Below are 25,211 nucleotides of genomic sequence, written 5' to 3'. Positions count from 1 at the left end.
ATCAGCAACTTCCGTCCGGTTACGCTCATGACATGCATGCCTGGCCCGCTTCCGAGGTCCCCGCCCTGCCTGGTCAGGGCCGCGACCTGAGGATCCACGACACCGCGACCGGCGGTCTGGTCTCCCTCGACCCCGGTCCCGTCGCCCGTATCTACGTCTGCGGCATCACGCCGTACGACGCGACCCACATGGGTCACGCGGCGACCTACAACGCGTTCGACCTCGTTCAGCGCGTGTGGCTCGACACCAAGCGGCAGGTTCACTACGTCCAGAACGTCACCGACGTCGACGACCCGCTGCTGGAGCGGGCCGAACGCGACGGCGTCGACTGGGTCGCCCTCGCCGAGAAGGAGACCACCCTCTTCCGCGAGGACATGACGGCCCTGCGGATGCTCCCGCCGCAGCACTACATAGGCGCCGTCGAGGCGATACCCGGCATCGTCCCGCTCGTCGAGCGGCTGCGGGACGCGGGCGCCGCCTACGACCTCGAGGGCGACGTCTACTTCTCCGTCGAGGCCGACCCGAACTTCGGCAAGGTCTCGAACCTCGACGCCGCTGCCATGCGGCTGCTGTCCGCCGAGCGCGGCGGCGACCCGGACCGCCCGGGCAAGAAGAACCCGCTGGACCCGATGCTGTGGATGGCCGCCCGCGAGGGCGAGCCCAGCTGGGACGGCGGCTCGCTCGGCCGTGGCCGGCCCGGCTGGCACATCGAGTGCGTGGCCATCGCCCTCGACCACCTGGGGATGGGCTTCGACGTCCAGGGCGGCGGCTCCGACCTCGCCTTCCCGCACCACGAGATGGGCGCCTCCCACGCCCAGGTGCTCACCGGCGAGTTCCCCATGGCCAAGGCGTACGTCCACGCCGGCATGGTCGCCCTCGACGGCGAGAAGATGTCCAAGTCCAAGGGCAACCTCGTCTTCGTCTCGCAGCTGCGCCGGGACGGCGTCGACCCCGCCGCCATCCGTCTCACCCTCCTCGCCCACCACTACCGGGCCGACTGGGAGTGGACCGACCAGGTCCTCGTCGACGCCGAGGCCCGCCTCGAGCGCTGGCGGGCCGCCGTCTCCCGCCCCGACGGGCCGCCCGCCGAGGCGCTCGTCGACGAGATCCGCGAGGCCCTCGCCCACGACCTCGACGCCCCGGCCGCACTGGCCGCCGTCGACCGCTGGGCCGCGCTCCAGCAGGAGCAGGGCGGCACGGACATCGGCGCGCCCGGCGTCGTGTCCCGGGCCGTGGACGCACTGCTGGGCGTGGCGCTGTAGACGCAGCAGGGGCGGTGCGCGCATCGGCGCACCGCCCCTGCCAGGTCTTTCAGGCACTTCAGCCCGTTCAGTCCTCCGACGAATCGTCGTCGTCGGAGGAGTCCCCGATCTCGCCGATCTCACCGACCTCCCCGATCGGCTTCGGCGGCTTCGGGGGCCGGGTGCGCTCACCCGGGTCGGGCGGGCCGCCGCCGTCCCGGCGCCGCAGATACCGCTCGAACTCGCGGGCGATCGCCTCGCCCGACGCCTCCGGCAGCTCCGCGGTGTCCCGGGCCTCCTCCAGCGTCTGCACGTACTCGGCGACCTCGGTGTCCTCGGCGGCCAGCTGGTCCACGCCCACCTGCCAGGCGCGCGCGTCCTCGGGCAGCTCGCCCAGGGGGATGCGCACGTCGATCAGGTCCTCCAGACGGTTGAGGAGGGCCAGCGTCGCCTTCGGGTTCGGCGGCTGCGAGACGTAGTGCGGCACGGCCGCCCAGAGGCTGACCGCGGGCACCCCCGCGTGCGTGCACGCCTCCTGAAGGACGCCGACGATGCCCGTGGGGCCCTCGTACTTGGTCTCCTCCAGGTCCATCCGCTGCGCCAGGTCCGCGTCCGAGGTCGTCCCGCTGATCGGCACCGGACGCGTGTGCGGGGTGTCACCGAGCAGGGCGCCCAGGATGACGACCAGCTCCACGCCCAGCTCGTGCGCAAAGCCCAGCAGCTCGTTGCAGAACGAGCGCCAGCGCATGGACGGCTCGATACCGCGCACCAGCACCAGGTCGCGCGGCTTCTCGCCGCCCACCCGGACGACCGACAGCCTCGTCGTCGGCCACGTGATCTTGCGCACGCCGGCGTCCATCCACACCGTGGGGCGGTTCACCTGGAAGTCGTAGTAGTCCTCGGCGTCCAGCGCCGCGAACACCTCGCCCTTCCACTCCCGCTCCAGATGCCCGACCGCGGTGGAGGCGGCGTCGCCGGCATCGTTCCAGCCCTCGAACGCGGCCACCATGACCGGGTCGATCAGCTCGGGAACCCCCTCGAGCTCGATCACCCAGTGCCTCCTTCCGACGTGCCCTCGCTTGACCACCCAACCTTACGGCGTTCTGCGGGGGCGCCCGCAGCCCCCTTGTACGGGGGAGTGAACGGATCACTGCCCCGTTCGCCACCCCCGAACACCCCCCACCGGGCGCCGGTCAGAGCGAGGACCGCAACCACTGCTCCACGCTCGCGATGTGCACCGTCGCCCACGAGCGTGCCGCCTCCGCGTCCCGGTCGCGCAGGGCCGCCAGGATCGCCCGGTGCTCGCGCAGCGTGCCGGAGACGGCGTCCTCCTGCGTCAGACCGCGCCAGATCCGGGCCCGGGTGGTGGGCCCGGACAGCCCGTCGAGCAGCGAGCACAGCACCGAGTTGCCCGCGCTCTGCACGATGCCCCGGTGGAAGTCCAGGTCGCAGGCGACCAGTTCCTCCACCGAGGGCGTGTCGCCGAGCTTGTCCAACTGGGCGTCCAGCGCGTCCAGTTGCTGCTCGCTGATGCGCAGCGCGGCCATCGCGGTCGCGGCCGGCTCCAGGATGCGGCGCACCGCCAGGAACTCCAGGACGGTGTCGTCGCGGTGGAAGTCCACGACGAAACTCAGTGCCTCCAGGAGCAGTTGCGGGTCGAGGCTGGTGACGTATGTGCCGTCGCCCTGGCGCACGTCCAGGATCCGGATCAGCGACAGCGCGCGCACCGCCTCCCGCAGGGAGTTGCGGGACAGGCCCAGCTCGGCGGCCAGCTCACTCTCCTTGGGCAGCCGCTCCCCGGGGCGCAGCGCACCCGAGACGATCATGCCCTTGATCTTCTCGATCGCCTCGTCGGTGACTGCCATGACCGGCCTCCCTCTCGCTCATCGCCCAGACATCGGATGTCTCAGTCGCCATTATGGCGGCAGATCGGGGCGGTGCCTCCAGATCCGCGATCACTCGTTCCCGGACGCCTGCTCGATTGTCTCGAACTGTGGTTCTCCCAGCTCATGCACGGTCGCGGACGCCACCGGAACATCAGGAGTGTCCCGAAATGCCCCAGGATCCGCGCGCCGTCCAGTGGACCGGAACCGGCCTCGCCCTGGTCGACGCGATCCAGCGGCTGGTCGGCGACGCGGTCCTGGCGGAGGCCGCCGCCGTCCAGCGCGAGGACGTCGAGGCGAACCACGCGATGGGCGCGTACGGCGCGGACTGGCTGCTGGCGAAGGTCGGGAACGACCGCCCGCTGTGGATCCTGACGCACCGCAACACCGGCGCGCCGGCCACCGCCGGCTGGGGCACCGCCCTCGGCGTCATCCGTGGCGTCCGGCCAACTCCCCGCCGGCCACCTGAACCAGAAGGAAGCGATCAGCGCCGGGCGAGCTCCAACTCCAGCAGCCACTCGACCACTTCGGTGTGGTGACGGGCCTGGCGCGGGCTGTCGCCCCACACGTACAGGCCGTGTCCGGCCACGACCACCGCCGGCATCCGGGGCTCGCGGGCCGCCTCCAGCCGGTCGCCGAGGACCTTCATGTCCTGGCTGTTGGCGATGACCGGCAGCGTCACCTCGACGTCGTGCGCGGGCTGGCCGATTCCCTTGAGCATCTCCAGGTCCCGGAACACGATCCCGCCCGGGTGCCGGTGGCCCAGCGCCACGGACGCCACCGTGTGGACGTGCACGACCGCACCCGCACCGGTCAGCGCGGCCACCCGCGCATGCAGCTCCGCCTCGGCAGACGGCTTGCCGCCCTGTACGGCGCCGCCGCTGCCGTCCACCAACACCACGTCCGCGGGCGTCAGTTCGCCCTTGTCGTGACCGCTCGCGGTCACCGCGAGGCGCAGCGGGTCGCGGGTGAGCACCGCCGACAGGTTGCCGGACGTGCCGCGCATCCAGCCGAAGGAGGCGAAGCGCGCGGACTCGGCGGCGAGGACCGCCCCCGCCTCCTCCAGGTCGAGGGCGGTGATGTCGGCGGTCATGAAGTGCTCCTGGAATCGCGGACGGTGATCTCGTCGAACGTCCCCGCCTGTGCGTGGTCGCCGACGCCCTCCTCGTAGAACGGCTCCCCGGGCCGCCGGATCCCGACGGCGTGCCAGCCGGCCTCGCGGGCCGCGTCCAGCTCGCCCGGCCGGTCGGAGAGGAAGAGGAGACGGCGCCCGGCGATCCCCGTCGCCTCCGCGATACGGCGGTACGACGCCGGCTCCTGCTTGGGGCCCGCGTTCTCGGTGTCGTACAGCCCCGACACGAGCGACGTCAGGTCGCCCTCGGGGCTGTGGGCGAACCACGCCCGCTGCGCGGCCGCCGAACCGGACGAGTAGACGTACAGCCGCACGCCCGCCGCATGCCAGCCGCGCAGCCGCGGTACGACGTCGTCGTAGAAGTGCGAGACGAGGTCGCCGCGGGCGAAGCCCTCGGACCAGACAACGCCCTGGAGGGTCTTCAGCGGGGTCGCCTTGCGGTCGTCGTCGAGCCAGGCGTTCAGTGTCTTCTCGACGGCCGACGCGTCGGCGTCCGGCTCGCCCGTCAGCTCCCGGACCTGCGCGATCGCCCGCGCCACGGCCGGCTCCTCGGCGCGCTCGGTGAGCAGTTCGGCGAAGCGGGCGCGCGAGTACGGGTACAGCACGTCGACGACGAACCCCGTGGCGCTCGTGGTGCCCTCGATGTCGAGCACCACGGCGTCCACGTCGTACGTCAGGTCCCGCACGCTCACGTGGCGGCCCGGTCGGCCTCGTAGCCCGCCGCGAGCGTGTCGTGGTCGGGGAAGCGGGAGGCGATCGTCGAGCCGGTGAAGTTGCCGACCCAGCCGTCCTCCTCGTGGAAGAAGCGGATCGCCGTGAAGGAGGGCTCGGCGCCCATGTCGAACCAGTGGGTGGTGCCGCGCGGCACGCCCAGCAGGTCGCCCTTCTCGCAGAGCACCGCGTGCACCTCCCCGTTCACATGGAGGTAGAAGACGCCGGAGCCGGAGACGAAGAAGCGGACCTCGTCATCGTCGTCGTGGGTGTGCTCCTGCAGGAACTTCTCGCGGGCGGCCTTCGCCCTCGCCGGGAACTCCGGGTCGTCGCTCGGGTGCAGACCGAGGACGTCGACGGTGGTGAAGCCCTCCTGCGCGGTGAGCTTCTCGATCTCCGGGCCGTACGCGGCGAACACCGTCTCGCTGTCCGCGTCGAACGGCACGTCCGCACGGATGGGCCACTGCTCGTAGCGCACGCCCAGCGGCCTGAGGGCCTCGGCGATCTCGGCGGGGTCACAGTGGCGGCGGACCAGGGTCTCCGGGCCGGACTCGGACCAGGTCGTCAGCAGCGTCATGGATGCAACTCCAGGAGTCTGGAAGGCGAAAGGAGGAGTGGGGGAGGGCGGTGATCTCACGCCAGGGCAGGTGCCGGTCCCGCGATGGTAAACCCCGATGGCCCAGGCCGGTCGCGAACTGGACTGAAGCGACGCGGTGTTGAAGCAGGACACCGCGTGTTCCTGGCCTCCTCCGCCGACGGCGCCCACAGCCTCGCCGTCAAGCAGGCCTGATCGCGGCCTCCGTCAGCCCCGAACGCTGCAAAAGGGCGCGGACGCTCGGCACGCTTGCGCGACCGGCCCCCACGCCCCTTCGGACGAAATGCAGCCCGTTACTTCTTGTCGAGCAGATCCTGGACCTTGCTCCGGACGTCATCCGTGGCAAGCCCCCGGATCGTCAGCGTCGTGCGCCGCCGCAACACGTCATCCTGCGTCTCGGCCCACTCGTTGTCCCGCGCGTACACGACCTGAGCCCAGATCTCCGGAGCGTCGGGGTGAACCCGCTCGCCCAGCTCCGGGTTCTCGTTCGCCAGCCGCGCGATGTCGAACGCCAGCGAGCCATAGTGCGTGGCCAGGTGCTTCGCCGTGTCGGCGGCCATCCGCGGCCCGGGCGCCGGGTTGTCGACCAGCAGCCGGTGCGCGACCGCACGCGGGTTCGCGACACCCGGCAGCGGCAGCTTCTTGGGCAGCGAGGAGATCGGCTCGAAGTCGTCCCCCAGCGGAGCGCCCGGCAGCGCCTCCAGCTTCTTCATCACCGTACGGCCGATGTGCCGGAACGTCGTCCACTTGCCGCCCGCGACGGACAGCATGCCGCCACGGCCTTCCGTGACCACGGTCTCGCGCTTGGCCTTCGCCGTGTCGCCGGGGCCGCCCGGCAGTACGCGCAGACCCGCGAACGAGTAGGTGATGAGGTCCCGGGACAGCTGCTGGTCGCGGATGGAGAACGCGGCCTCGTCGAGTATCTGGGCGGTGTCCTTCTCGGTGACCGACACGTTGGCCGGGTCGCCCTCGAACTCCTCGTCGGTGGTGCCGAGCAGCAGCATGTCCTCCCAGGGGAGGGCGAAGGTGATGCGGTACTTGTCGATGGGGGTCGCGAGCGCGGCCTTCCAGGGGGCGGTGCGCTTCAGGACCAGGTGCGCGCCCTTGGACAGGCGGATGGACGGGGCCGCGTTCGGGTCCTCCATCCTGCGCAGGTGGTCGACCCAGGGGCCGGTCGCGTTCAGGACGAGACGGGCGTCGACGCCGAACTCGTCGCCGGACGTGCGGTCGCGCAGCTCGGCGCCCGTCACCCGGCCCTTGGTGAACCGCAGCCCGCTCACCTCGGCGTGGTTCAGGACCACCGCGCCCGCCTCGACGGCCGCGCGGACCGTCATCAGCGCCATGCGCGCGTCGTTCATCTGGTCGTCGCCGTACACGGCCACGGCCTTGAGGTTGTCGGTGCGCAGCTCGGGCACGTCCTGCGCGGCCTTGGCCGGGGACAGCAGGTGGCCGACGCCGTCGCCGAACGCCGACAGCGCGGAGTAGGCGAAGACACCCGCGCCGAGCTTCGCCGCGCCGTGCGGCCCGCCCTTGTACACGGGGAGGTAGAACGTGAGCGGGTTCGCCAGGTGGGGGGCCACCTGGCGGGAGACCGCACGGCGCTCGAAGTGGTTCTCCGCCACCAGCTTCACCGCGCCGGTCTGCAGGTAGCGCAGACCGCCGTGGAGCAGCTTGGAGGAGGCGGAGGAGGTGGCGCCGGCGAAGTCGCCGGCGTCGACCAGGGCCACCCTGAGGCCGGACTGCGCGGCGTGCCAGGCGGTGGAGATGCCCAGGATGCCGCCGCCGATGACGAGGAGGTCGTACGACGCCTTGGAGAGCTGCTCCCGGGTCTCGGCACGGCTCGGGTTCGAGCCGGACGCCGGGCGCGTCCCCAGGGCAGGCACGGACTGCAGGGTGGACTGACTGGTCATGTGGGGTTCTTACTCCTCGTCAGTTTTCGTCTTCGATCCAGCCCATGGTCCGCTCCACGGCCTTGAGCCAGCTCTTGTACTCACGGTCGCGGGCGTCCGCGTCCATGCGGGGGGTCCACTCGGCGGCCCGACGCCAGTTGGCGCGCAGGTCGTCGGTGCTGGTCCAGAAGCCGACGGCGAGACCGGCGGCGTAGGCGGCGCCGAGGCAGGTGGTCTCGGCGACCATCGGGCGCACCACGGGGGCGTCCAGGAAGTCCGAGAGGGTCTGCATCAGCAGGTTGTTGGAGGTCATGCCGCCGTCGACCTTGAGGGCCGCGAGCTCGACGCCGGAGTCCTTCGTCATGGCGTCGGTGATCTCGCGGGTCTGCCAGGCGGTGGCCTCCAGGACGGCGCGCGCGAGGTGCGCCTTGGTGACGTACCGGGTGAGGCCGGCGATCACACCGCGGGCGTCGGAGCGCCAGTAGGGGGCGAACAGACCGGAGAAGGCCGGCACGAAGTAGGCGCCGCCGTTGTCCTCGACGGAGAGCGCGAGCGTCTCGATCTCGGCGGCGGTGGAGATCAGGCCCATCTGGTCGCGCATCCACTGCACCAGCGAGCCGGTGACGGCGATCGAGCCCTCGAGGGCGTAGACCGGGGCGTCGTCGCCGATGCGGTAGCCGACGGTGGTGAGCAGGCCGGAGTAGGAGTTGATGATCTTCTCGCCGGTGTTCATGAGCATGAACGTGCCGGTGCCGTACGTCGACTTGGCCTCGCCCTCGGCGAAACAGGTCTGGCCGAACAGGGCCGCCTGCTGGTCGCCGAGCGCGGACGCGACCGGGATGCCGCCGAGCAGGTCGCCGAGCTTGCCGCCGGTGACCTCGCCGTAGACCTCGGCGGAGGAGCGGATCTCGGGGAGCATCGACAGCGGGACGCCGATGGACTCGGCGATCTTCTCGTCCCACTCCAGCGTGTGGAGGTTCATGAGCAGGGTGCGGGAGGCGTTGGTGACGTCGGTGACGTGGTGGCCGCCGTCGACGCCGCCGGTCAGGTTCCAGATGACCCAGCTGTCCATGGTGCCGAAGAGGATGTCGCCGGCCTCGGCGCGCTCGCGCAGGCCCTCGACGTTGTCCAGCAGCCAGCGGGCCTTGGGCCCGGCGAAGTAGGAGGCCAGCGGCAGGCCCGTCTCGCGGCGGAAGCGGTCCTGGCCGACGTTGCGGCCGAGCTCCTTGCAGAGCGCGTCGGTGCGGGTGTCCTGCCAGACGATGGCGTTGTGGACGGGCTCACCGGTGTTCTTGTCCCACAGCAGCGTGGTCTCACGCTGGTTGGTGATGCCGATGGCCTTGATGTCGTCACGGGTGATGCCGGCCTTCTCGATGGCTCCGGCGACGACCTCCTGGACGTTGGTCCAGATCTCGTTGGCGTTGTGCTCGACCCAGCCCGGCTTCGGGAAGATCTGCTCGTGTTCCTTCTGGTCGACGGAGACGATCCGGCCGTCCCGGTCGAAGACGATGCAGCGGGAGGAGGTGGTGCCCTGGTCGATGGCGGCGATGAACGGGCCGGCGGTGTGCGCGTCGGTCACTGTGTGCTCCTGGGTTCCGTGGTTGGGGGGCTGTCTGTACGGCGCTGCTGACTACAGGGTGCGGCTGGTGCTCTTAAGCAAAAGCGACGTTGTAGATGCCTGCAGCGATCGCGCCGCCGATCAGCGGACCGACCACCGGGATCCAGGCGTAGCTCCAGTCGGAGCCGCCCTTGTTGGGCAGGGGCAGGAGGGCGTGGACGATGCGCGGACCGAGGTCACGGGCCGGGTTGATCGCGTAGCCGGTCGGGCCGCCGAGGGACAGACCGATCGAGACGACCACGAGCGCGGTGATCAGGGCGCCCAGGTTGCCGAGGCCGTTGCCCTTGTCGTTGAGGCCCTGGGTGAGGACGGCCAGCACCAGCACGATGGTGCCGATGATCTCCGTGGCCAGGTTCTGCCAGACGACGCGGATCTCCGGGCCGGTGGAGAAGATGCCCAGGACCGGGCCGGCCCCCTGCTCCTGTGCCTCGACGGCCTTGACCTTCGTGGACTGCGCCCCCGGACCGCCGACGATCTCCTTGTCGGTGAGGTGCGCGTGGAACTGGCCGTAGTAGGCGACCCAGACCAGGGTGGCGCCGATCGCGGCGCCGAGCAGCTGTCCGCCCCAGTAGACCGGAACGTTGCTCCAGTCGTCGTCCTTGATCGCGAGTGCGAGGGTGACCGCCGGGTTGAGGTGGGCGCCGGAGAGGGGCGCCGAGGTGTAGACGGCCGTCAGAACGGCGAAACCCCACCCGAAGGTGATGGCGAGCCAGCCGGCGTTGCGGGCCTTGGAGGCCTTCAGCGTGACGGCGGCGCAGACGCCGCCGCCGAGCAGGATGAGTATGGCGGTACCGATGGTCTCGCCGATGAAGATGTCGGAGCTGGACACCCGCGACTCCTTTGTCCTTCGTCCAGGGAAGCCGAACCCCGGGTCCCGCCGGGGGTTCGAGCGCCCTCGGGGTGAGAGCGATGCCGGCCTCTGGCGTTGTCACACTCTAGCGTGTATTGCCGTTAGGTGTTCGACAATGCCGACCGATGGACGGGAGTCTTGCTCCGGTGTCACGTGTGCGTCAAGGGTGCTGTTATCGAAAACTCGATCGTTATTGATCGATGCGAGTTATCGATCTTCGGGTCGGTGCGCATACTCTCGCCCTATTTGCTCATGTAAGAGGCTGTTTCAGCGTATGCCCGAGGCCGGAACGGCATCCCGCCGTCCCGGCCTGCTCTCACGGACTTCTCAGCTGCCCGCCGGTGCCTGCCCAGGCTTTTCCTCAGGTGCGGCGGGTCGCTCAGAAGCGACCGGCGCCCAGGTCCCGCGACACCGCGCGGGCGCAGTCGCGCACCGCCGCGATCAGCTCGGGGCGCAGCTCGCCGTCCCGGCCCAGGCGTTCCACGGCGCCTGTGACGCCGACCGCGCCGACGGGCATGCGCCGCCGGTCGTGGATCGGCGCCGCGATGGAGGCCACGCCCTCCCAGGTCTCCTCCACGTCGGCCGCGTACCCGCGCGCGCGGGTGAGGTCGAGGATGCGCTCGAAGGCGTCCGACTCACACACCGTGCGGTCCGTGAACGGCTTGCGCTCGGCCTCCAGCGCCTCGCTGTGCGCGACGGGATCGTAGGCCGACAGCACCTTGCCCAGGGCCGTGGAGTGCAACGGCTGCATGGCCCCGATCTCCAGCACCTGCCGGCTGTCGTCGGGCCGGAAGACGTGGTGCACGATCAGCACGCCCTGCTGGTGCAGCACGCCCAGGTGCACGCTCTCGCCGCTGGAACGGGCCAGGTCGTCCGTCCACACCAGGGCGCGCGCGCGTAGCTCGTGCACGTCCAGGTACGTGGTGCCCAGGCGCAGCAGCTCCGCGCCCAGCTGATAGCGGCCGGAGGCGTCGTCCTGCTCGACGAAGCCCTCCTGCTGGAGGGTGCGCAGGATGCCGTGGGCGGTGCCCTTGGCCAGGCCCGTGGACGAGGCGATGTCCGACAGGCCCAGGCGCCGCTCGCCGCCCGCGAGCAGCCGCAGCATCGCGGCCGCACGTTCGACCGACTGGATGTTCCGTGCCATCGCCGTCCTGCCTCCGTCCCCTCGACCGACCACGCGCGGTAGCTGCTACCGCCGTTCGGCAATGTCGAACACTACCGGTCCATGTCGACCTCCCGCTAATGGTCGGTCGATACGTGTTACGTCATTCGTCTCCCCGGAGTGGCGCGCCCGTCGCACGTCCGTGCACCGGTCGCGCCCCCGGCCGCGCCCCGGTCGTGCGACGCTCGTGCCTCGCTCGTGATCGGGTCGCGGTCCGGCCGTCCCGCTCGTCCGCCCCGTGGACGCCCCTGACCATAAGGCCTCCGTCCCGGCTACCCTGACGGCGTGCGCTCTCCTCGGGAAGCCGTTCGGCACGCATCCTGAGGTGACGCAAAGCCGACAGCCGTCGCATCTGAGGGAGCCCTTTCATGGCCTCTGTGCCGCCGACCCCTTCCGCCGACAGCCGGACCCGTGTGTCCGCGCTCCGAGAGGCCCTGGCCACCCGAGTCGTGGTGGCCGACGGAGCCATGGGCACCATGCTCCAGGCCCAGGAGCCCACCCTGGAGGACTTCGAGAACCTCGAGGGCTGCAACGAGATCCTCAACATCACCCGGCCGGACATCGTCCGCTCCGTGCACGAGGAGTACTTCGCCGCGGGCGTGGACTGCGTCGAGACCAACACGTTCGGCGCAAACCACTCCGCCATGGCCGAGTACGACATCCCCGAACGGGTGTATGAACTGTCCGAGGCGGGCGCCCGCATCGCCCGGGAGACCGCAGACGCCTTCGCCGCCCGCGACGGACGCCGGCGCTGGGTCCTGGGCTCGATCGGCCCGGGCACCAAGCTGCCCACCCTCGGCCACATCGGCTTCACCACGCTGCGCGACGCCTACCAGCGAAACGCCGAGGGCCTCATCACCGGCGGAGCCGACGCGCTCATCGTCGAGACCACCCAGGACCTGCTGCAGACCAAGGCCGCCGTCCTGGGCGCCCACCGCGCCCGGGAGCTGGCCGGCCTGGACCTGCCGCTGATCGTCTCCGTGACCGTCGAGACGACCGGCACGATGCTCCTCGGCTCGGAGATCGGCGCCGCCCTGACGGCGCTGGAGCCGCTCGGCATCGACATGATCGGCATGAACTGCGCCACCGGCCCGGCCGAGATGAGCGAGCATCTGCGCTACCTCGCCCGCAACGCGCGCATCCCGCTGGCCTGCATGCCGAACGCGGGCCTGCCCGTGCTGGGCAAGGACGGAGCGTCCTACCCGCTGAGCGCGCCGGAGCTCGCCGACGCCCAGGAGAACTTCGTCCGGGACTACGGCCTGTCCCTGGTCGGCGGCTGCTGCGGCACCACCCCCGAGCACCTGCGCCAGGTAGTCGAACGCGTCCGCGACCTGACCCCCGTGGAGCGGACCCCGCGCCCCGAGGCCGGCGCCGCCTCCCTCTACCAGAGCGTCCCCTTCCGCCAGGACACCTCCTACCTCGCGATCGGCGAGCGCACCAACGCCAACGGCTCCAAGAAGTTCCGCGAGGCCATGCTCGCCGGCCGCTGGGACGACTGCGTCGAGATGGCCCGCGAGCAGATCCGCGAGGGCGCGCACCTGCTGGACCTGTGCGTGGACTACGTCGGCCGCGACGGCGTCGCCGACATGGAGGAACTCGCCGGCCGCTTCGCCACCGCCTCCACCCTGCCGATCGTCCTGGACTCCACCGAGGTGGAGGTCATCCGGGCGGGCCTGGAGAAGCTCGGCGGCCGCGCGGTCATCAACTCCGTCAACTACGAGGACGGCGACGGCCCCGAGTCCCGCTTCGCGAAGGTCACCCGGCTGGCCCAGGAGCACGGCGCGGCGCTGATCGCCCTCACCATCGACGAGGAGGGCCAGGCCCGCACCCCCGAGAAGAAGGTCGAGATCGCCGAACGGCTCATCGACGACCTCACCGGGAACTGGGGCATCCGCGAGGAGGACATCCTCATCGACACCCTGACCTTCACCATCTGCACCGGTCAGGAGGAGTCCCGCGGCGACGGCGTCGCCACCATCGAGGCGATCCGCGAGCTCAAGCGCCGCCACCCCGACGTCCAGACCACCCTGGGCCTGTCGAACATCTCCTTCGGCCTCAACCCGGCCGCCCGCATCCTGCTCAACTCCGTCTTCCTCGACGAGTGCGTCAAGGCGGGCCTGGACTCGGCGATCGTGCACGCCTCGAAGATCCTGCCCATCGCCCGCTTCACCGAGGAAGAGGTGCAGACGGCCCTCGACCTCATCCACGACCGCCGGTCCGAGGGCTACGACCCGCTCCAGAAGCTCATGCAGCTCTTCGAGGGCGCCACGGCGAAGTCCCTGAAGGCCGGCAAGGCCGAGGAACTGGCCGCGCTGCCCCTGGAGGAGCGCCTCAAGCGCCGCATCATCGACGGCGAGCGCAACGGCCTGGAGACCGACCTCGACGAGGCCCTGCAGAGCCGCCCGGCGCTGGACATCGTCAACGAGACCCTCCTGGACGGCATGAAGGTCGTCGGCGAACTGTTCGGCTCCGGCCAGATGCAGCTGCCCTTCGTGCTCCAGTCCGCCGAGGTCATGAAGGCCGCCGTCGCCCACCTCGAACCGCACATGGAGAAGACCGACGACGACGGCAAGGGCACGATCGTGCTGGCCACCGTCCGCGGCGACGTCCACGACATCGGCAAGAACCTCGTCGACATCATCCTGTCCAACAACGGCTACAACGTCGTCAACCTCGGCATCAAGCAGCCCGTCTCCGCGATCCTGGACGCCGCCGCCGAGCACCGCGCCGACGTCATCGGCATGTCCGGCCTCCTGGTCAAGTCCACCGTGATCATGAAGGAGAACCTGGAGGAGCTCAACCAGCGCGGCCTCGCGGCGAACTACCCCGTCATCCTCGGCGGCGCCGCCCTGACCAGGGCCTACGTCGAGCAGGACCTGCACGAGATCTACGAGGGCGAGGTCCGCTACGCCCGCGACGCCTTCGAGGGCCTGCGCCTCATGGACGCCCTCATCGGCGTCAAGCGGGGCGTGCCCGGCGCGAAGCTGCCCGACCTCAAGCAGCGCCGGGTGCGCGCGAGCACGGCCGCCGTCGAGGTCGAGGAACGCCCGGAGGAGGGCCATGTCCGCTCCGACGTGGCCACCGACAACCCCGTCCCCAAGGCGCCGTTCGACGGCGCCCGCGTCATCAAGGGCATCCAGCTCAAGGAGTACGCCTCCTGGCTCGACGAGGGCGCCCTGTTCAAGGGCCAGTGGGGTCTGAAGCAGGCCCGCACCGGCGACGGACCCACCTACGAGGAACTCGTCGAGACCGAGGGCCGACCCCGGCTGCGCGGCCTGCTGGACCGGCTCCAGACCGACAACCTCCTCGAAGCCGCCGTCGTCTACGGCTACTTCCCCTGCGTGTCCAAGGACGACGACCTGATCATCCTGGACGAACAGGGCAACGAACGCACCCGCTTCACCTTCCCCCGCCAGCGCCGCGGCCGCCGCCTGTGCCTGGCCGACTTCTTCCGCCCGGAGGAGTCGGGGGAGACGGACGTCGTCGGCTTCCAGGTCGTCACCGTCGGCTCCCGCATCGGCGAGGAGACCGCCAAGCTCTTCGAGTCGAACTCCTACCGCGACTACCTCGAACTGCACGGCCTGTCCGTCCAGTTGGCGGAGGCCCTCGCCGAGTACTGGCACGCGCGCGTGCGTTCGGAACTCGGCTTCGCCGGCGAGGACCCGGCCGACATCGAGGACATGTTCGCCCTGAAGTACCGCGGCGCCCGCTTCTCCCTCGGCTACGGCGCCTGCCCCGACCTGGAGGACCGCGCCAAGATCGCCGAGCTGCTGCGGCCCGAGCGGATCGGCGTTCACCTGTCCGAGGAGTTCCAGCTCCACCCCGAGCAGTCCACGGACGCCATCGTGATCCACCACCCCGAGGCGAAGTACTTCAACGCACGGTGACCCCAGGCGCGCCACTGAGCACACTGATCGGATAAGTCGTACACTGGTCGGTCCACTGCAGGCCGGTTCCCCAGCGGGAACCGGCCTGCTCGTCCCTCAAGGAGGTACGTGGATGACCAGCACGGTTCCCGCGTCAGTAACCCGCACGGCCGAGGGCTCAGCCCTGCAGGCCGTGCTCCTCGACATGGACGGCACTCTGGTGGACACCGAGGGCTTCTGGTGGGACGTCGAGGCCGAGATCTTCGCCGGACTCGGCCACCCCCTCGACGACTCCTGGCGCCATGTGGTGGTCGGCGGCCCGATGAGCCGCAGTGCCGGGTTCCTGATCGAGGCGACCGGGGCCGACATCACCCTCGCCGACCTGACCGTCCTGCTCAACGAGGGGTTCGAGGACCGCATCACCCGCGCCCTGCCCCTGATGCCGGGAGCCGCCCGGCTGCTCGCCGAGCTGGCCGAGCACGAGGTCCCCACGGCCCTCGTCTCCGCCTCCCACCGGCGCATCATCGACCGCGTCCTGATCTCGCTCGGCGCCGAGCACTTCCGGCTGAGCGTCGCCGGCGACGAGGTCCCGCGCACCAAGCCGTACCCCGACCCCTACCTGTTCGCCGCCGCCGGCCTCGGCGTGGACCCGACCAGATGCGCCGTCGTCGAGGACACCGCGACCGGCGTCGCCTCGGCGGAGGCGGCGGGCTGTCACGTCGTCGTGGTGCCCTCCGTGGCCCCCATCGCACCGTCCGCGCGCCGCACCGTCGTGCCCTCCCTGGAACAGGTCGACCTGCCTTTTCTGCGTGGCCTGATGCCGCTCCGATGATCGCCACGACGATCATTGGAGAGCGACCGGCAACGGAAATGCGAGAGAGCGTTCACCCAGCGTGCACCGCCGATAACAAGGAATTCGGCGGGCGTGCGCGCGGGGGAATTCGGATCTTCATCGGCGCCTTCTGGACGGCCGAATTCCGCCCCACTCGAACCCTTTTGAGCGTGTGACGTTCCCCACCTGGCCGGGGGTCGACAGATGACTCTCCGTGTGCTTCAAGCCCCTGTCGGAGGGGCTCGGGCGCGTCTTTGTGTCCCGATTGGTGATTCGCTGTACGAATCCTTCCGCTGACGGTTGTTCAGTGCGTCCACAGCCGGTTTCGCAGCGTGATGGGCTTTCAACTCCGGTGGCTGCGAACCGTCGTGCTGGTGCGGACTAATCTCGTCGCGAGAACATCGCCGTACCCCGTGATCCGCTGCGACACCCCTGCATGCCGGATACACGGACCGACAGCTCTGGAGAAACTCGAGCATGAACCGCAAGACTTTGGTGCTGCCGGCCGTGGTCGGTCTGCTCGCGCCCGTTCTCGCCGCCTGCGGCGGGTCCGACAGCGGCAGCGGCAGCGGCGACGCCATCGTCGTCGGCACCACCGACCGGTTCACCGCCACCAAGGACGCCCCGGCGCCGCTCGACCCGGCGTACTCCTACGACGTCGGCACCTGGAACATCCTGCGCCAGACCGTGCAGACCCTGATGATCCAGCCCAAGGGCGAGGGCGAACCCGTCCCGGAGGCGGCCGAGAGCTGCAGCTTCACCGACAGCGGCAACGAGCGTTACGCCTGCAAGCTGCGCAGCGGCCTGAAGTTCGCGAACGGCGACGCCATCACCGCCAAGGACGTCAAGTTCTCCATCGAGCGCGCCCGCACCATCAAGGCCGACTCCGGCGTCTTCGCCCTGCTGTCCACCATCGACACCATCGAAACGCAGGGCGACAACGAAGTCATCTTCCACCTCAAGACCGCCGACGCCACTTTCCCCTTCAAGCTGTCGACGCCGGTCGCCGGCATCGTCAACCCCGACGACTACGACAAGGGCAAGCTGCGCGACGGCTTCGCGGTCGACGGCTCCGGCCCCTACACCCTCAAGGCCGAGACCGACGGCGACGAGATGACCAAGGCCGTGTTCACGAAGAACCCCAACTACAAGGGGACGCTCGACGTGAACAACGACGAGGTCGACATGGTCTCCTACAAGGACGCCGACGCCATGGGCACCGCCCTGCAAAAGGGCGACATCGACCTCATGACCCGCACCATGTCGCCCGAGCAGATCAAGAAGCTCTCCGAGGGCTCCCCCAGCGGCGACATCGACATGGTCGAACTCAACGGCCTCGAGATCCGCTACCTGGCCTTCAACACCACAGCCCCCACGGTCAAGTCCAAGGCCGTGCGCCAGGCGATGGCCCAGGTCGTCAACCGCGCCGAGCTCGTCTCCAAGGTGTACGGCTCCCAGGCCGAGCCGCTCTACTCGCTCGTCCCGGCCACCCTCACCGGCCACTCCAACTCGTTCTTCAACGCCTACGGCGACCCGAGCGTCTCCAAGGCCAAGTCCCTGCTGAGCGACGCGGACATCACCACCCCGGTGAAGCTGACGCTGAACTACACGACGGACCACTACGGCCCGGCCACCAAGCAGGAGTTCGAGACGCTGCAGAAGCAGCTCAACGACAGCGGCCTGTTCGACGTCACCATCCAGGGCACAGCCTGGGACTCGTTCGTCCCGGCCGAGCGCAAGGGCGAGTACGCCGTCTGGGGCATGGGCTGGTTCCCCGACTTCCCCGACGCCGACAACTTCGTCGCGCCGTTCCTCGACAAGGACAACTTCCTCAAGTCCCCGTACGCCAACAGCGACATCATCAACAACCTGATCCCGGCCTCCCGTCGCGAGGCCGACCGCCTCAGCGCCGCGACGAGCCTGAAGGAGATCCAGGACACCGTCGCCAAGGACGTTCCGATCCTCCCGCTGTGGCAGGGCAAGCAGTACGTCGCCGCCAACAACGACGTCACGGGCACGGCCTACGCGCTGAACTCCTCCGCCACCCTTCAGCTGTGGGAGCTCGGCCGCGGCACCAGCAACTGACGCAAGCCCTGACGGTCCGGGGCCCGGGACGGGGACCCCGGTGTGACGAGAACCGACGACGAAGGCACCAAGTGAACATGCGTAACCAGTGGCCGGTCCTGCCGATCGTGGCGGGGCTGGCCTCCGGCCTGCTCACCGGCTGCGGCACCCAGAGCGGGGGCTCCGGAGGCGACGCCTCCGCCGTGGTCCTGGGGATGTCGGACGACGTCCTCGCCACCGACCCCGCCTCTGGCTACGACCCCGGCTCCTGGCTGTTGTTCAACAACGTCTTCCAGTCGCTGCTGAGCTTCCCCAAGGGCGGCACCGAACCCGAGCCGGACGCGGCCAAGGAGTGCTCCTTCAGCGACACCAGGACCCAGGTCTACACGTGCACCCTGAAGGACGGCCTGAAGTTCAGCAACGGCGACGCGCTCACCTCCGAGGACGTCAAGTTCTCCTTCGACCGCATGCTGAAGATCAATGACGACGCCGGCCCGGCGATCATGTTCCCCATGCTCGACACGGTCGAGACGCCCGACGCCAAGACCGTCGTCTTCAAACTGAAGGTCCCCGACGCCACCTTCCCCAGCAAGATCGCCTCGGGCGCCGGCTCCATCGTCGACCACAGGGAATACGACGCCGGCAGCCTGCGCGAGGACGGCGGCGCCGTCGGCTCCGGCCCCTACAAACTGGACTCCTTCGGCGACGACGAAGCCGTCTTCTCCGTCAACGAGAACTACCGGGGCACCGCCGACGACGCCCAGAACACCGGCGTCACCCTGAAGTTCTTCAGCGGCGACCAGAAGGCCCTCAAAAAGGCTTTGCTCGCCGGCGACGTCGACATCGCCTACCGCGGCCTCACCGCCGCCGACATCTCCGACATCCAGCAGAGCACCGACGACGCGGCCGCCGAGGTCGTCGAGGGCAGCAGCGCCGAGGTCCAGCACCTCGTCTTCAACATGACCGACCCCGTCGCCGGAAAGCTCGGCGTCCGCCGCGCCATCGCCCACCTGATCGACCGCGAAGCCCTCATCAAGGACGTCTACCAGGGCACCGCCGACCCCCTCTACTCGATCGTCCCGGCCGGCATCACGGGCCACAACACCGCCTTCTTCGACCGCTACGGCGCCCGCCCCTCGAAGGCCAAGGCCGCCGCCGCACTCGCCGACGAGGGCATCACCGGCAAGGTGAAGCTCACCCTCTGGTCCACCCCGTCCCGCTACGGCCCCGCCACCGACCAGGAACTCGCCGCCATCGCCGCCCAGCTCAACGCCAGCGGCCTGTTCGACGCCGACGTCAAGTCCGTCGCCTACGACCAGTACGAGAAGGACATCGCCGCCGGCAAGTACGGCGTCTACGTCAAGGGCTGGGTGCCCGACTACCCCGACGCCGACAACTTCACCTCGCCCTTCTTCGGCAAGGGCAACGTCCTCGGCAACAACTACACCAACGAAGCCATCACCGGCACGCTCATCCCGCGCACCGCCGCCCAGAGCGACCGCACCGCCACCGGCACCGACTTCGGCGACGTCCAGAACCTCGTCGCCGAACAACTGCCCGTCCTGCCCATCTGGCAGGCCAAGCAGTACGCCGTCGTCGGCGACCACGTCTACGGCCTCGAGAACTGCCTCGACGCCTCGACGGTGTTCCGCTTCTGGGAACTCAGCAAGGGCTGACAGCCGAACGCGACAAGGCGCCCCTCCTGCCCGGAGGGGCGCCCTGCGTTCGAACCCATGGCCGCCTACTGCGCGCCGGGACGCACCAGACCGCTCTCGTACGCGTACACCGCGGCCTGCACCCGGTCGCGCAGCCCCAGCTTCGTCAGCACATGACCTACATGCGTCTTCACCGTCGTCTCGCTGACGAACAGATCGGCCGCGATCTCGGCGTTCGACAGGCCCCGCGCCACCAGCTTCAACACCTCCACCTCACGGTCGGTGAGCGTGTGCAGCGTGTCCGGCACCGGCTCGTCGCCCGACGGCAGATGCGTGGCGTACTTGTCCAGCAGCCGACGCGTGATGCTCGGCGCCAGCATCGCCTCACCCGCCGCCACCACCCGGATCGCCTGCACCAGTTCGTTGGCGGGCGCGTCCTTCAACAGAAACCCGCTCGCCCCCGCCCGCAGCGCCTCCACCACGTACTCGTCGAGATCGAACGTGGTCAGCACCAGCACCTTCGCCGGACCGTCCCGCCCCGGCCCGGTGATCTGCCGGGTCGCCTCCACCCCGTCCATCCGCGGCATCCGGATGTCCATCAGCACCACATCGGGCTGCAACGCCCGCACCTGGTCAAGAGCCTGCAGGCCGTCTCCGGCCTCGCCGACGACCGCGATGTCCTGCTCGGCCTCCAGAATCATCCGGAAGCCCGTGCGCAGCAGCGGCTGGTCATCGACCAGTAGGACGCGGATGGCCACGTAAGTCTCCTTCTCTAGCCCGGCCCCATTCTGCCCTGCGCCCCTTACTCCGACTCGGCCGCCCTCACCGGCAGCGTCACCGGAAGCGGATACGGCGGGGGAGTGCCGCCGAACTCCGGACAGTGCGCCTGGTGATCGCACCAGCCGCACAACTTGGTCGGCCGCGGCCGCCACTCACCCGTCTGCGTCGCCAGCCGGATCGCCTCCCACAGCGCGAGCAACTTGCGCTCGACCCGCTCCAGATCGGCGAGGACGGGATCGTAGGTCAGCACATCCCCACTGCCGAGATACACGAGCTGCAGCCGCCGCGGAATCACGTTCTTCAGCCGCCACACCACCAGGGCGTAGAACTTCATCTGGAACAGCGCACCGTCCGCGTACTCCGCGCGCGGCGCCTTGCCCGTCTTGTAGTCGACGATCCGCACCTCACCCGTCGACGCCACATCCACCCGGTCGATGATCCCGCGCAACCGCAGCCCCGACTCCAGCTCCGCCTCGACGAACAGCTCCCGCTCGGCGGGCTCCAGCCGCGTCGGATCCTCCAGCGTGAACCAGCGCTCGACCAGCCCCTCCGCCTCCGCCAGCCAGCCCGCCAGCCGCTCACCCTCAGGATCGTCGGCGAACAGCTCCCCGACCTCCGGCCGCGTCTCCCGCAGCCGGTCCCACTGGCCCGGAACCAGCGACTTGGCCCGCGGCGCGGTCCGCTCCGCCGCCGGAGCGTCGAACAACCGCTCAAGGACCGCGTGCACCAACGTCCCCTTCGTCGCCGCCGGGCTCGGCTTCTCCGGAAGCCGGTCGATCACCCGGAATCGGTACAGCAGCGGACACTGCATGAAATCACCGGCCCGCGAGGGCGACAGCGAGGCAGGCGCCGTCGCGACAACCGCCGCCCCCGCCTCGGGCACGGCCACTGCCGCCTCCGGGACGGCCGCCCCCGCCGACTCCGCCACCACACCGCCGTCACCCGCCGGGACGACGCCCTCGCTGCTGCTCTCCATGCCCCAGACCATACGGCCCACCACTGACAGTCACCCAGCCCGCGCACCCGCCACACCCCGAACAGCTGCGACGAGCGGGGAAACACAGGGGGTGCCGAGGCGGAACGCGTCCCGACCGCCGCATACCATCGGTCCCAGACCCTCCCGCCCGGCACGAGCGGGAGACGCTTCGATCGAGGGGAAACCGTGGTGGAAAGCGGCGGGAGCGGGCGGCCGCGGCCGGACAACGAACAGTCGGCCGAGCACCCCGCCACACCTGCGTCTCCGGCCACCGACCTCGCCCAGACCCCGGCCGCACCGCAGCCCGCGGCCACGGCGAAGCCGAGCGAGCCCGCCGCCGACGGCGAGGACACCCCGCAAGGGCCCCCCACCCCCGACGCCGAAAGCACCACGGGTGGTACCGGTGAGACCGCGGGAACGGGTGATACCGCGGGCACGGGTGATGCTGGAGTCGCGAGTGATACCGGTGGCACAGGCGATACCAGTGGCACGGGCGGCTCAAGCGGCACCGGTGGGGACAGGACCCCGGCCGAAGGCAAAGCCGACGACGCCGAAGCCGAGACCGGACAGCCGACGCCCCCGGCCCTCCCCAAAGGCCCCCCACCCCAACGCCCCCCGGAGCAGCCCCGCGGCGGACTCCTCATGGGCCGCCCCTTCGGCGTCCCCGTCTACGTCGCCCCCAGCTGGTTCCTGGTAGCCGCCCTCATCACCTGGGTCTTCGGCGGCCAGCTCGACCGCGTCCTGCCCGACCTCGGCGCCGCCCGCTACCTCGTCGCCCTCTTCTTCGCCGTCGCCTTCTACGCCTCCGTGCTCATCCACGAACTCGCCCACACCATCGCCGCGCTCCGCTTCAAACTCCCCGTCCGCCGCATCCAGCTCCAGTTCTTCGGCGGCGTCTCCGAGATCGAGAAGGAAGCCGAGACCCCCGGCCGCGAGTTCTGGCTGGCCTTCGTCGGCCCCCTCCTCTCCCTCGCCCTCGCCGGCCTCTTCTACCTCGCCATGCAGCCCGTCGAGCCCGGCACCGTCCCCGGCGTCCTGCTGGCCGGCCTGATGATCTCCAACCTCATCGTGGCGATCTTCAACCTCCTGCCCGGCCTCCCCCTCGACGGCGGCCGCATGCTCCGCGCCGTCGTCTGGAAGATCACCGGCAAGCCCATGAGCGGCACCATCGCCGCCGCCTGGGTCGGCCGCGCCCTCGCCGTCTCCGTCCTCATCGGCCTGCCCCTGCTCACCCAGTCCGGCGCGCTCGGCTCCAGCGCCGAGGACAGCGTCGGCATGGACACCGTCACCGACGCCCTCCTCGCCGCCATCCTCGCCGCGATCATCTGGACCGGCGCAGGCAACAGCCTGCGCATGGCCCGCCTGCGCGAACACCTCCCCGAACTGCGCGCCCGCACCCTCACCCGCCGCGCCGTCCCCGTCGAAACCAACACCCCCCTCTCCGAAGCCCTCCGCCGCGCCAACGACGCCGGCGCCCGCGCCCTCGTCGTCGTCGACGCCCACGGCGAACCCCTCTCCCTCGTCCGCGAGGCCGCCATCGTCGGCGTACCCGAACACCGACGACCCTGGGTCGCCGTCAGCGGCCTCGCCCAGGACCTCACCGACGGCATGCGCGTCTCCGCCGAACTCGCCGGCGAAGACCTCCTCGACGTCCTGCGCGCCACCCCCGCCACCGAATACCTCGTCGTCGAGGAGACCGGCGAGATCTTCGGCGTCCTGTCCGCCGCCGACGTCGAGCGCGCCTTCGTCAAAGCCATGGCCAGGCCGTCCTGACCCGGCCCCCGCAGTGGTCGGCGGCCCCGGTAAACCCCGGTAGGCTGTTCACATGTCCGAACCGACCGGTGCCGCCCGCAGGCGCGGGCCCTTCAAGGTCGGGGACCAGGTTCAGCTGACCGACCCCAAGGGCCGCCACTACACGTTCACGCTCGAAGCCGGGAAGAACTTCCACACCCACAAGGGTTCCTTCCCGCACGACGAACTGATCGGCGCACCCGAGGGCAGCGTTGTCCGCACCACCGGGAACGTCGCCTACCTCGCGCTGCGCCCCCTGCTCCCCGACTACGTCCTGTCCATGCCCCGCGGCGCCGCCGTGGTCTACCCCAAGGACGCGGGGCAGATCCTCGCCTTCGCCGACATCTTCCCCGGCGCACGCGTCGTCGAAGCCGGTGTCGGCTCCGGCTCGCTCAGCAGCTTCCTGCTGCGCGCCATCGGCGACCAGGGCATGCTGCACAGCTACGAGCGCCGCGAGGACTTCGCGGAGATCGCCCAGCAGAACGTCGAGCGCTACTTCGGCGGCCCCCACCCCGCCTGGCAGCTCACCGTCGGCGACCTCCAGGACAACCTGAGCGACACCGACGTCGACCGCGTCATCCTCGACATGCTCGCCCCCTGGGAATGCCTCGAAGCCGTCTCCAAGGCACTTGTCCCCGGCGGCATCCTCTGCTGCTACGTCGCCACCACCACCCAGCTCGCCCGGACTGTCGAGTCCATCCGCGAGATCGGCTGCTTCAACGAGCCGACCGCCTGGGAGACGATGATCCGCAACTGGCACATCGAAGGCCTCGCCGTCCGCCCCGACCACCGCATGATCGGCCACACCGGCTTCCTCCTCACCGCCCGCCGCCTCGCCGACGGCGTCGAGCCCCCCATGCGCCGCCGCCGCCCCGCCAAGGGCGCCTACGGCGAGGACTACGCCGGCCCCAACGCCGACGGAGGCACCGGCCGCTGACCCGGCCCCCGCAGCACGCCCAACGACAAGGCGCCGTGACCGAGTTCCCGCACCACACCCGGAACTCGACCACGGCGCCTTCCCGTTGACACCCGCCCCGCACCCCGCCCTCACGTCCGAAATCCCGCACCCCGCCGTTCCCCCGCCCTGTGACGTGTGGCACGATGCTGGCCAATCCCCCACCCCCACCGGCACAGCCATCGCAGGAGACACTCCTAGTGCAGCACTCCGCCGTCCCGGAACTGGCACACACCCACACCCGGCCCATCCACTGGGTCGCGACCGCCACCGCCCTCGCCGGCGTCATCGCACTCTCCTCGCTCCTGCAACCCAAACCCGCGACCGCCGCCCAGGCCACCGCCCCCGACGCCAGACCCGCCACCACCGCGGCCCCCGCCACCACCGGCGTCGACTTCCCCCTCGAATGCGGCCCCGTACAAGCCCTCGTGGTCAAGAAAGCCACCGGCGACCTCGACGGAGACGGCACCCCCGAAACCGTCGCCGTCGTCCACTGCGACGCCGCCATGGGCACCCCGCCCGACGGCGTCTACGTCCTTACCCACAGCACCGACCGCACCCACGCGCGCGTGGTCGCCACCCTCGTCGACCCCAAGGACCGCACCACCGTCACCAGCATCGCCATCACCGACGGAGCCGTCCTCGCCACCCTCCTCGGCTACTCCACACCGGACGTACCCAGTTGCTGCCCCGACGTGAAGGACAGCGCCAAGTGGCAGTGGAAGGACAACACGTTCATCCGCTCGACACCCGCCGGCGCCCACAGCGTCTGAAACCGGCCACTGGCCTGTGAGAAATCAGACATTCGTCACAGAGCGCGCCTGGACGCTCACTCCGCGTCCGGGCCGTAGACCTCGACCCTGTCCGAAACCCGCCGCACATGAATACAGTCACCCGGACACTCCCGCGCCGAGTCCACCACGTCCGTCAACAGCGGCAACGGCACCGGCGCCGCGGCCCCCTTGGCCTGCAGAAGCTCCTCGTCCGCGCCCTTGACATACGCCAGACCATCGATGTCCAGCTCGAACACCTCCGGCGCGTACTGAGCGCAGATCCCGTCACCGGTACAGAGATCCTGATCGATCCAGACCTCCAATACCTCGCCGCCGACACCGGCCTCCTGCTGCACGCCCATGACTCCTGCCGTTTACTGTCGAGCCGCAAGGGAACGATGCAGGCTCTGACGGGTGTTGAACACTTCGACCCTACCC

General features: G+C 70.1%; 20 protein-coding genes and 1 pseudogene. 9 read left to right on the top strand and 12 right to left on the bottom strand.

All coding sequences use genetic code 11. The annotated features are described in order from the left end of the window. Positions 1–32 precede the first annotated feature (32 nt). Entirely contained in the window at positions 33–1,262 is a 1,230-nt protein-coding gene (gene mshC / locus ACIBAF_RS05085; protein ID WP_399461711.1) for a cysteine--1-D-myo-inosityl 2-amino-2-deoxy-alpha-D-glucopyranoside ligase, read from the top strand. Positions 1,263–1,329: 67 nt separating this feature from the next. Here the strand turns inward: mshC and ACIBAF_RS05080 are convergent, their stop codons facing one another. Together ACIBAF_RS05080 and ACIBAF_RS05075 are read right to left on the bottom strand one after the other, a co-directional pair. Next, entirely contained in the window at positions 1,330–2,292 is a 963-nt protein-coding gene (locus ACIBAF_RS05080) for a PAC2 family protein (protein ID WP_399461710.1), read from the bottom strand. Between the two features lie 142 nt (positions 2,293–2,434). After that, positions 2,435–3,106: a FadR/GntR family transcriptional regulator gene (locus tag ACIBAF_RS05075; RefSeq protein ID WP_399461709.1), complete on the bottom strand. Its 672-nt coding sequence runs from the start codon at positions 3,104–3,106 to the stop codon at positions 2,435–2,437. A 188-nt stretch (positions 3,107–3,294) separates the two neighbouring features. Between ACIBAF_RS05075 and ACIBAF_RS05070 the strand changes: the two are divergent. Next, positions 3,295–3,561, top strand: a pseudogene (locus ACIBAF_RS05070) (hypothetical protein); the annotation flags it as partial. A 47-nt stretch (positions 3,562–3,608) separates the two neighbouring features. Here ACIBAF_RS05070 and mtnB read toward each other — a convergent pair. The 7 genes from mtnB to ACIBAF_RS05035 form a co-directional block, all read right to left on the bottom strand. After that, positions 3,609–4,217 (bottom strand): methylthioribulose 1-phosphate dehydratase, encoded by a 609-nt coding sequence (mtnB, locus tag ACIBAF_RS05065; protein ID WP_399461708.1) that lies wholly within the window; start codon positions 4,215–4,217, stop codon positions 3,609–3,611. Continuing rightward, complete coding sequence (gene mtnC / locus ACIBAF_RS05060; RefSeq protein ID WP_399461707.1) at positions 4,214–4,948, bottom strand: acireductone synthase; 735 nt, start codon at positions 4,946–4,948, stop codon at positions 4,214–4,216. The genes mtnB and mtnC overlap by 4 nt, the downstream gene beginning before the upstream one ends. Further along, complete coding sequence (locus tag ACIBAF_RS05055) at positions 4,945–5,544, bottom strand: 1,2-dihydroxy-3-keto-5-methylthiopentene dioxygenase (protein WP_399461706.1); 600 nt, start codon at positions 5,542–5,544, stop codon at positions 4,945–4,947. Before ACIBAF_RS05055 ends, mtnC begins: the two co-directional genes overlap by 4 nt. Positions 5,545–5,855: 311 nt before the next feature. Continuing rightward, a complete protein-coding gene (locus ACIBAF_RS05050) occupies positions 5,856–7,472 on the bottom strand; it encodes an FAD-dependent oxidoreductase (protein ID WP_399461705.1) in 1,617 nt (538 codons plus the stop codon). A gap of 19 nt (positions 7,473–7,491) precedes the next feature. Further along, entirely contained in the window at positions 7,492–9,030 is a 1,539-nt protein-coding gene (glpK, locus tag ACIBAF_RS05045; protein ID WP_399461704.1) for a glycerol kinase GlpK, read from the bottom strand. A 73-nt stretch (positions 9,031–9,103) separates the two neighbouring features. Then, a complete protein-coding gene (locus ACIBAF_RS05040) occupies positions 9,104–9,898 on the bottom strand; it encodes an MIP/aquaporin family protein (protein WP_079663356.1) in 795 nt (264 codons plus the stop codon). 400 nt (positions 9,899–10,298) lie between these two features. Continuing rightward, positions 10,299–11,063, bottom strand: coding sequence for an IclR family transcriptional regulator (locus tag ACIBAF_RS05035; protein ID WP_399461703.1), 765 nt, complete (start codon positions 11,061–11,063; stop codon positions 10,299–10,301). A 386-nt stretch (positions 11,064–11,449) separates the two neighbouring features. Here ACIBAF_RS05035 and metH point away from each other — a divergent pair, with 386 nt between their 5' ends. The 4 genes from metH to ACIBAF_RS05015 all read left to right on the top strand — a co-directional run bounded on the left by metH (position 11,450) and on the right by ACIBAF_RS05015 (position 19,519). Further along, complete coding sequence (metH, locus tag ACIBAF_RS05030; protein ID WP_399461702.1) at positions 11,450–14,968, top strand: methionine synthase; 3,519 nt, start codon at positions 11,450–11,452, stop codon at positions 14,966–14,968. A gap of 112 nt (positions 14,969–15,080) precedes the next feature. Further along, a complete protein-coding gene (locus tag ACIBAF_RS05025) occupies positions 15,081–15,779 on the top strand; it encodes an HAD family hydrolase (protein WP_399461701.1) in 699 nt (232 codons plus the stop codon). 477 nt (positions 15,780–16,256) lie between these two features. After that, complete coding sequence (locus tag ACIBAF_RS05020) at positions 16,257–17,864, top strand: ABC transporter substrate-binding protein (RefSeq protein WP_399461700.1); 1,608 nt, start codon at positions 16,257–16,259, stop codon at positions 17,862–17,864. 71 nt (positions 17,865–17,935) lie between these two features. Then, the gene (locus tag ACIBAF_RS05015; protein WP_399461699.1) at positions 17,936–19,519 is read left to right on the top strand and encodes an ABC transporter substrate-binding protein; all 1,584 of its coding nucleotides are present in this window, start codon (positions 17,936–17,938) and stop codon (positions 19,517–19,519) included. 65 nt (positions 19,520–19,584) lie between these two features. Here ACIBAF_RS05015 and ACIBAF_RS05010 read toward each other — a convergent pair whose 3' ends face one another. Next, on the bottom strand, positions 19,585–20,256 hold the full coding sequence (locus tag ACIBAF_RS05010; protein ID WP_020141342.1) for a response regulator transcription factor: 672 nt from the start codon (positions 20,254–20,256) through the stop codon (positions 19,585–19,587). 44 nt (positions 20,257–20,300) lie between these two features. Next, the gene (locus tag ACIBAF_RS05005) at positions 20,301–21,254 is read right to left on the bottom strand and encodes a RecB family exonuclease (protein WP_399461698.1); all 954 of its coding nucleotides are present in this window, start codon (positions 21,252–21,254) and stop codon (positions 20,301–20,303) included. A gap of 186 nt (positions 21,255–21,440) precedes the next feature. Between ACIBAF_RS05005 and ACIBAF_RS05000 the strand changes: the two genes are divergently transcribed. From ACIBAF_RS05000 to ACIBAF_RS04990, 3 genes are all read left to right on the top strand, one after another. After that, positions 21,441–23,027 carry a site-2 protease family protein gene (locus ACIBAF_RS05000; protein ID WP_399461697.1) on the top strand — a complete coding sequence of 529 codons (1,587 nt, stop codon included), beginning with the start codon at positions 21,441–21,443 and terminating at the stop codon, positions 23,025–23,027. A 52-nt stretch (positions 23,028–23,079) separates the two neighbouring features. Beyond that, on the top strand, positions 23,080–23,982 hold the full coding sequence (locus ACIBAF_RS04995; RefSeq protein ID WP_031162116.1) for a tRNA (adenine-N1)-methyltransferase: 903 nt from the start codon (positions 23,080–23,082) through the stop codon (positions 23,980–23,982). A gap of 218 nt (positions 23,983–24,200) precedes the next feature. Then, entirely contained in the window at positions 24,201–24,773 is a 573-nt protein-coding gene (locus ACIBAF_RS04990; protein ID WP_399461696.1) for a hypothetical protein, read from the top strand. Positions 24,774–24,829: 56 nt separating this feature from the next. On the opposite strand, the gene ACIBAF_RS04985 is transcribed toward ACIBAF_RS04990, so the two are convergent. Next, positions 24,830–25,135 (bottom strand): ferredoxin, encoded by a 306-nt coding sequence (locus ACIBAF_RS04985; RefSeq protein ID WP_079663366.1) that lies wholly within the window; start codon positions 25,133–25,135, stop codon positions 24,830–24,832. Between the last annotated feature and the right edge of the window lie 76 nt (positions 25,136–25,211).

Source organism: Streptomyces sp. NPDC051677, from assembly GCF_044453465.1.
Taxonomy (GTDB): Bacteria; Actinomycetota; Actinomycetes; order Streptomycetales; family Streptomycetaceae; genus Streptomyces.
The sequence above is the reverse complement of the archived record's forward strand: the minus strand, read 5'-3'. Positions and strand labels throughout refer to the sequence as shown.

Coding starts and splice junctions, on each gene's coding strand:
- mshC (WP_399461711.1), top strand. CDS start 33: ATGCATGCCTGGCCCGCTTCCGAGGTCCCCGCCCTGCCTGGTCAGGGC.
- ACIBAF_RS05075 (WP_399461709.1), bottom strand. CDS start 3,106: ATGGCAGTCACCGACGAGGCGATCGAGAAGATCAAGGGCATGATCGTC.
- mtnB (WP_399461708.1), bottom strand. CDS start 4,217: ATGACCGCCGACATCACCGCCCTCGACCTGGAGGAGGCGGGGGCGGTC.
- ACIBAF_RS05055 (WP_399461706.1), bottom strand. CDS start 5,544: ATGACGCTGCTGACGACCTGGTCCGAGTCCGGCCCGGAGACCCTGGTC.
- ACIBAF_RS05050 (WP_399461705.1), bottom strand. CDS start 7,472: ATGACCAGTCAGTCCACCCTGCAGTCCGTGCCTGCCCTGGGGACGCGC.
- ACIBAF_RS05035 (WP_399461703.1), bottom strand. CDS start 11,063: ATGGCACGGAACATCCAGTCGGTCGAACGTGCGGCCGCGATGCTGCGG.
- metH (WP_399461702.1), top strand. CDS start 11,450: ATGGCCTCTGTGCCGCCGACCCCTTCCGCCGACAGCCGGACCCGTGTG.
- ACIBAF_RS05025 (WP_399461701.1), top strand. CDS start 15,081: ATGACCAGCACGGTTCCCGCGTCAGTAACCCGCACGGCCGAGGGCTCA.
- ACIBAF_RS05020 (WP_399461700.1), top strand. CDS start 16,257: ATGAACCGCAAGACTTTGGTGCTGCCGGCCGTGGTCGGTCTGCTCGCG.
- ACIBAF_RS05005 (WP_399461698.1), bottom strand. CDS start 21,254: ATGGAGAGCAGCAGCGAGGGCGTCGTCCCGGCGGGTGACGGCGGTGTG.
- ACIBAF_RS04995 (WP_031162116.1), top strand. CDS start 23,080: ATGTCCGAACCGACCGGTGCCGCCCGCAGGCGCGGGCCCTTCAAGGTC.
- ACIBAF_RS04985 (WP_079663366.1), bottom strand. CDS start 25,135: ATGGGCGTGCAGCAGGAGGCCGGTGTCGGCGGCGAGGTATTGGAGGTC.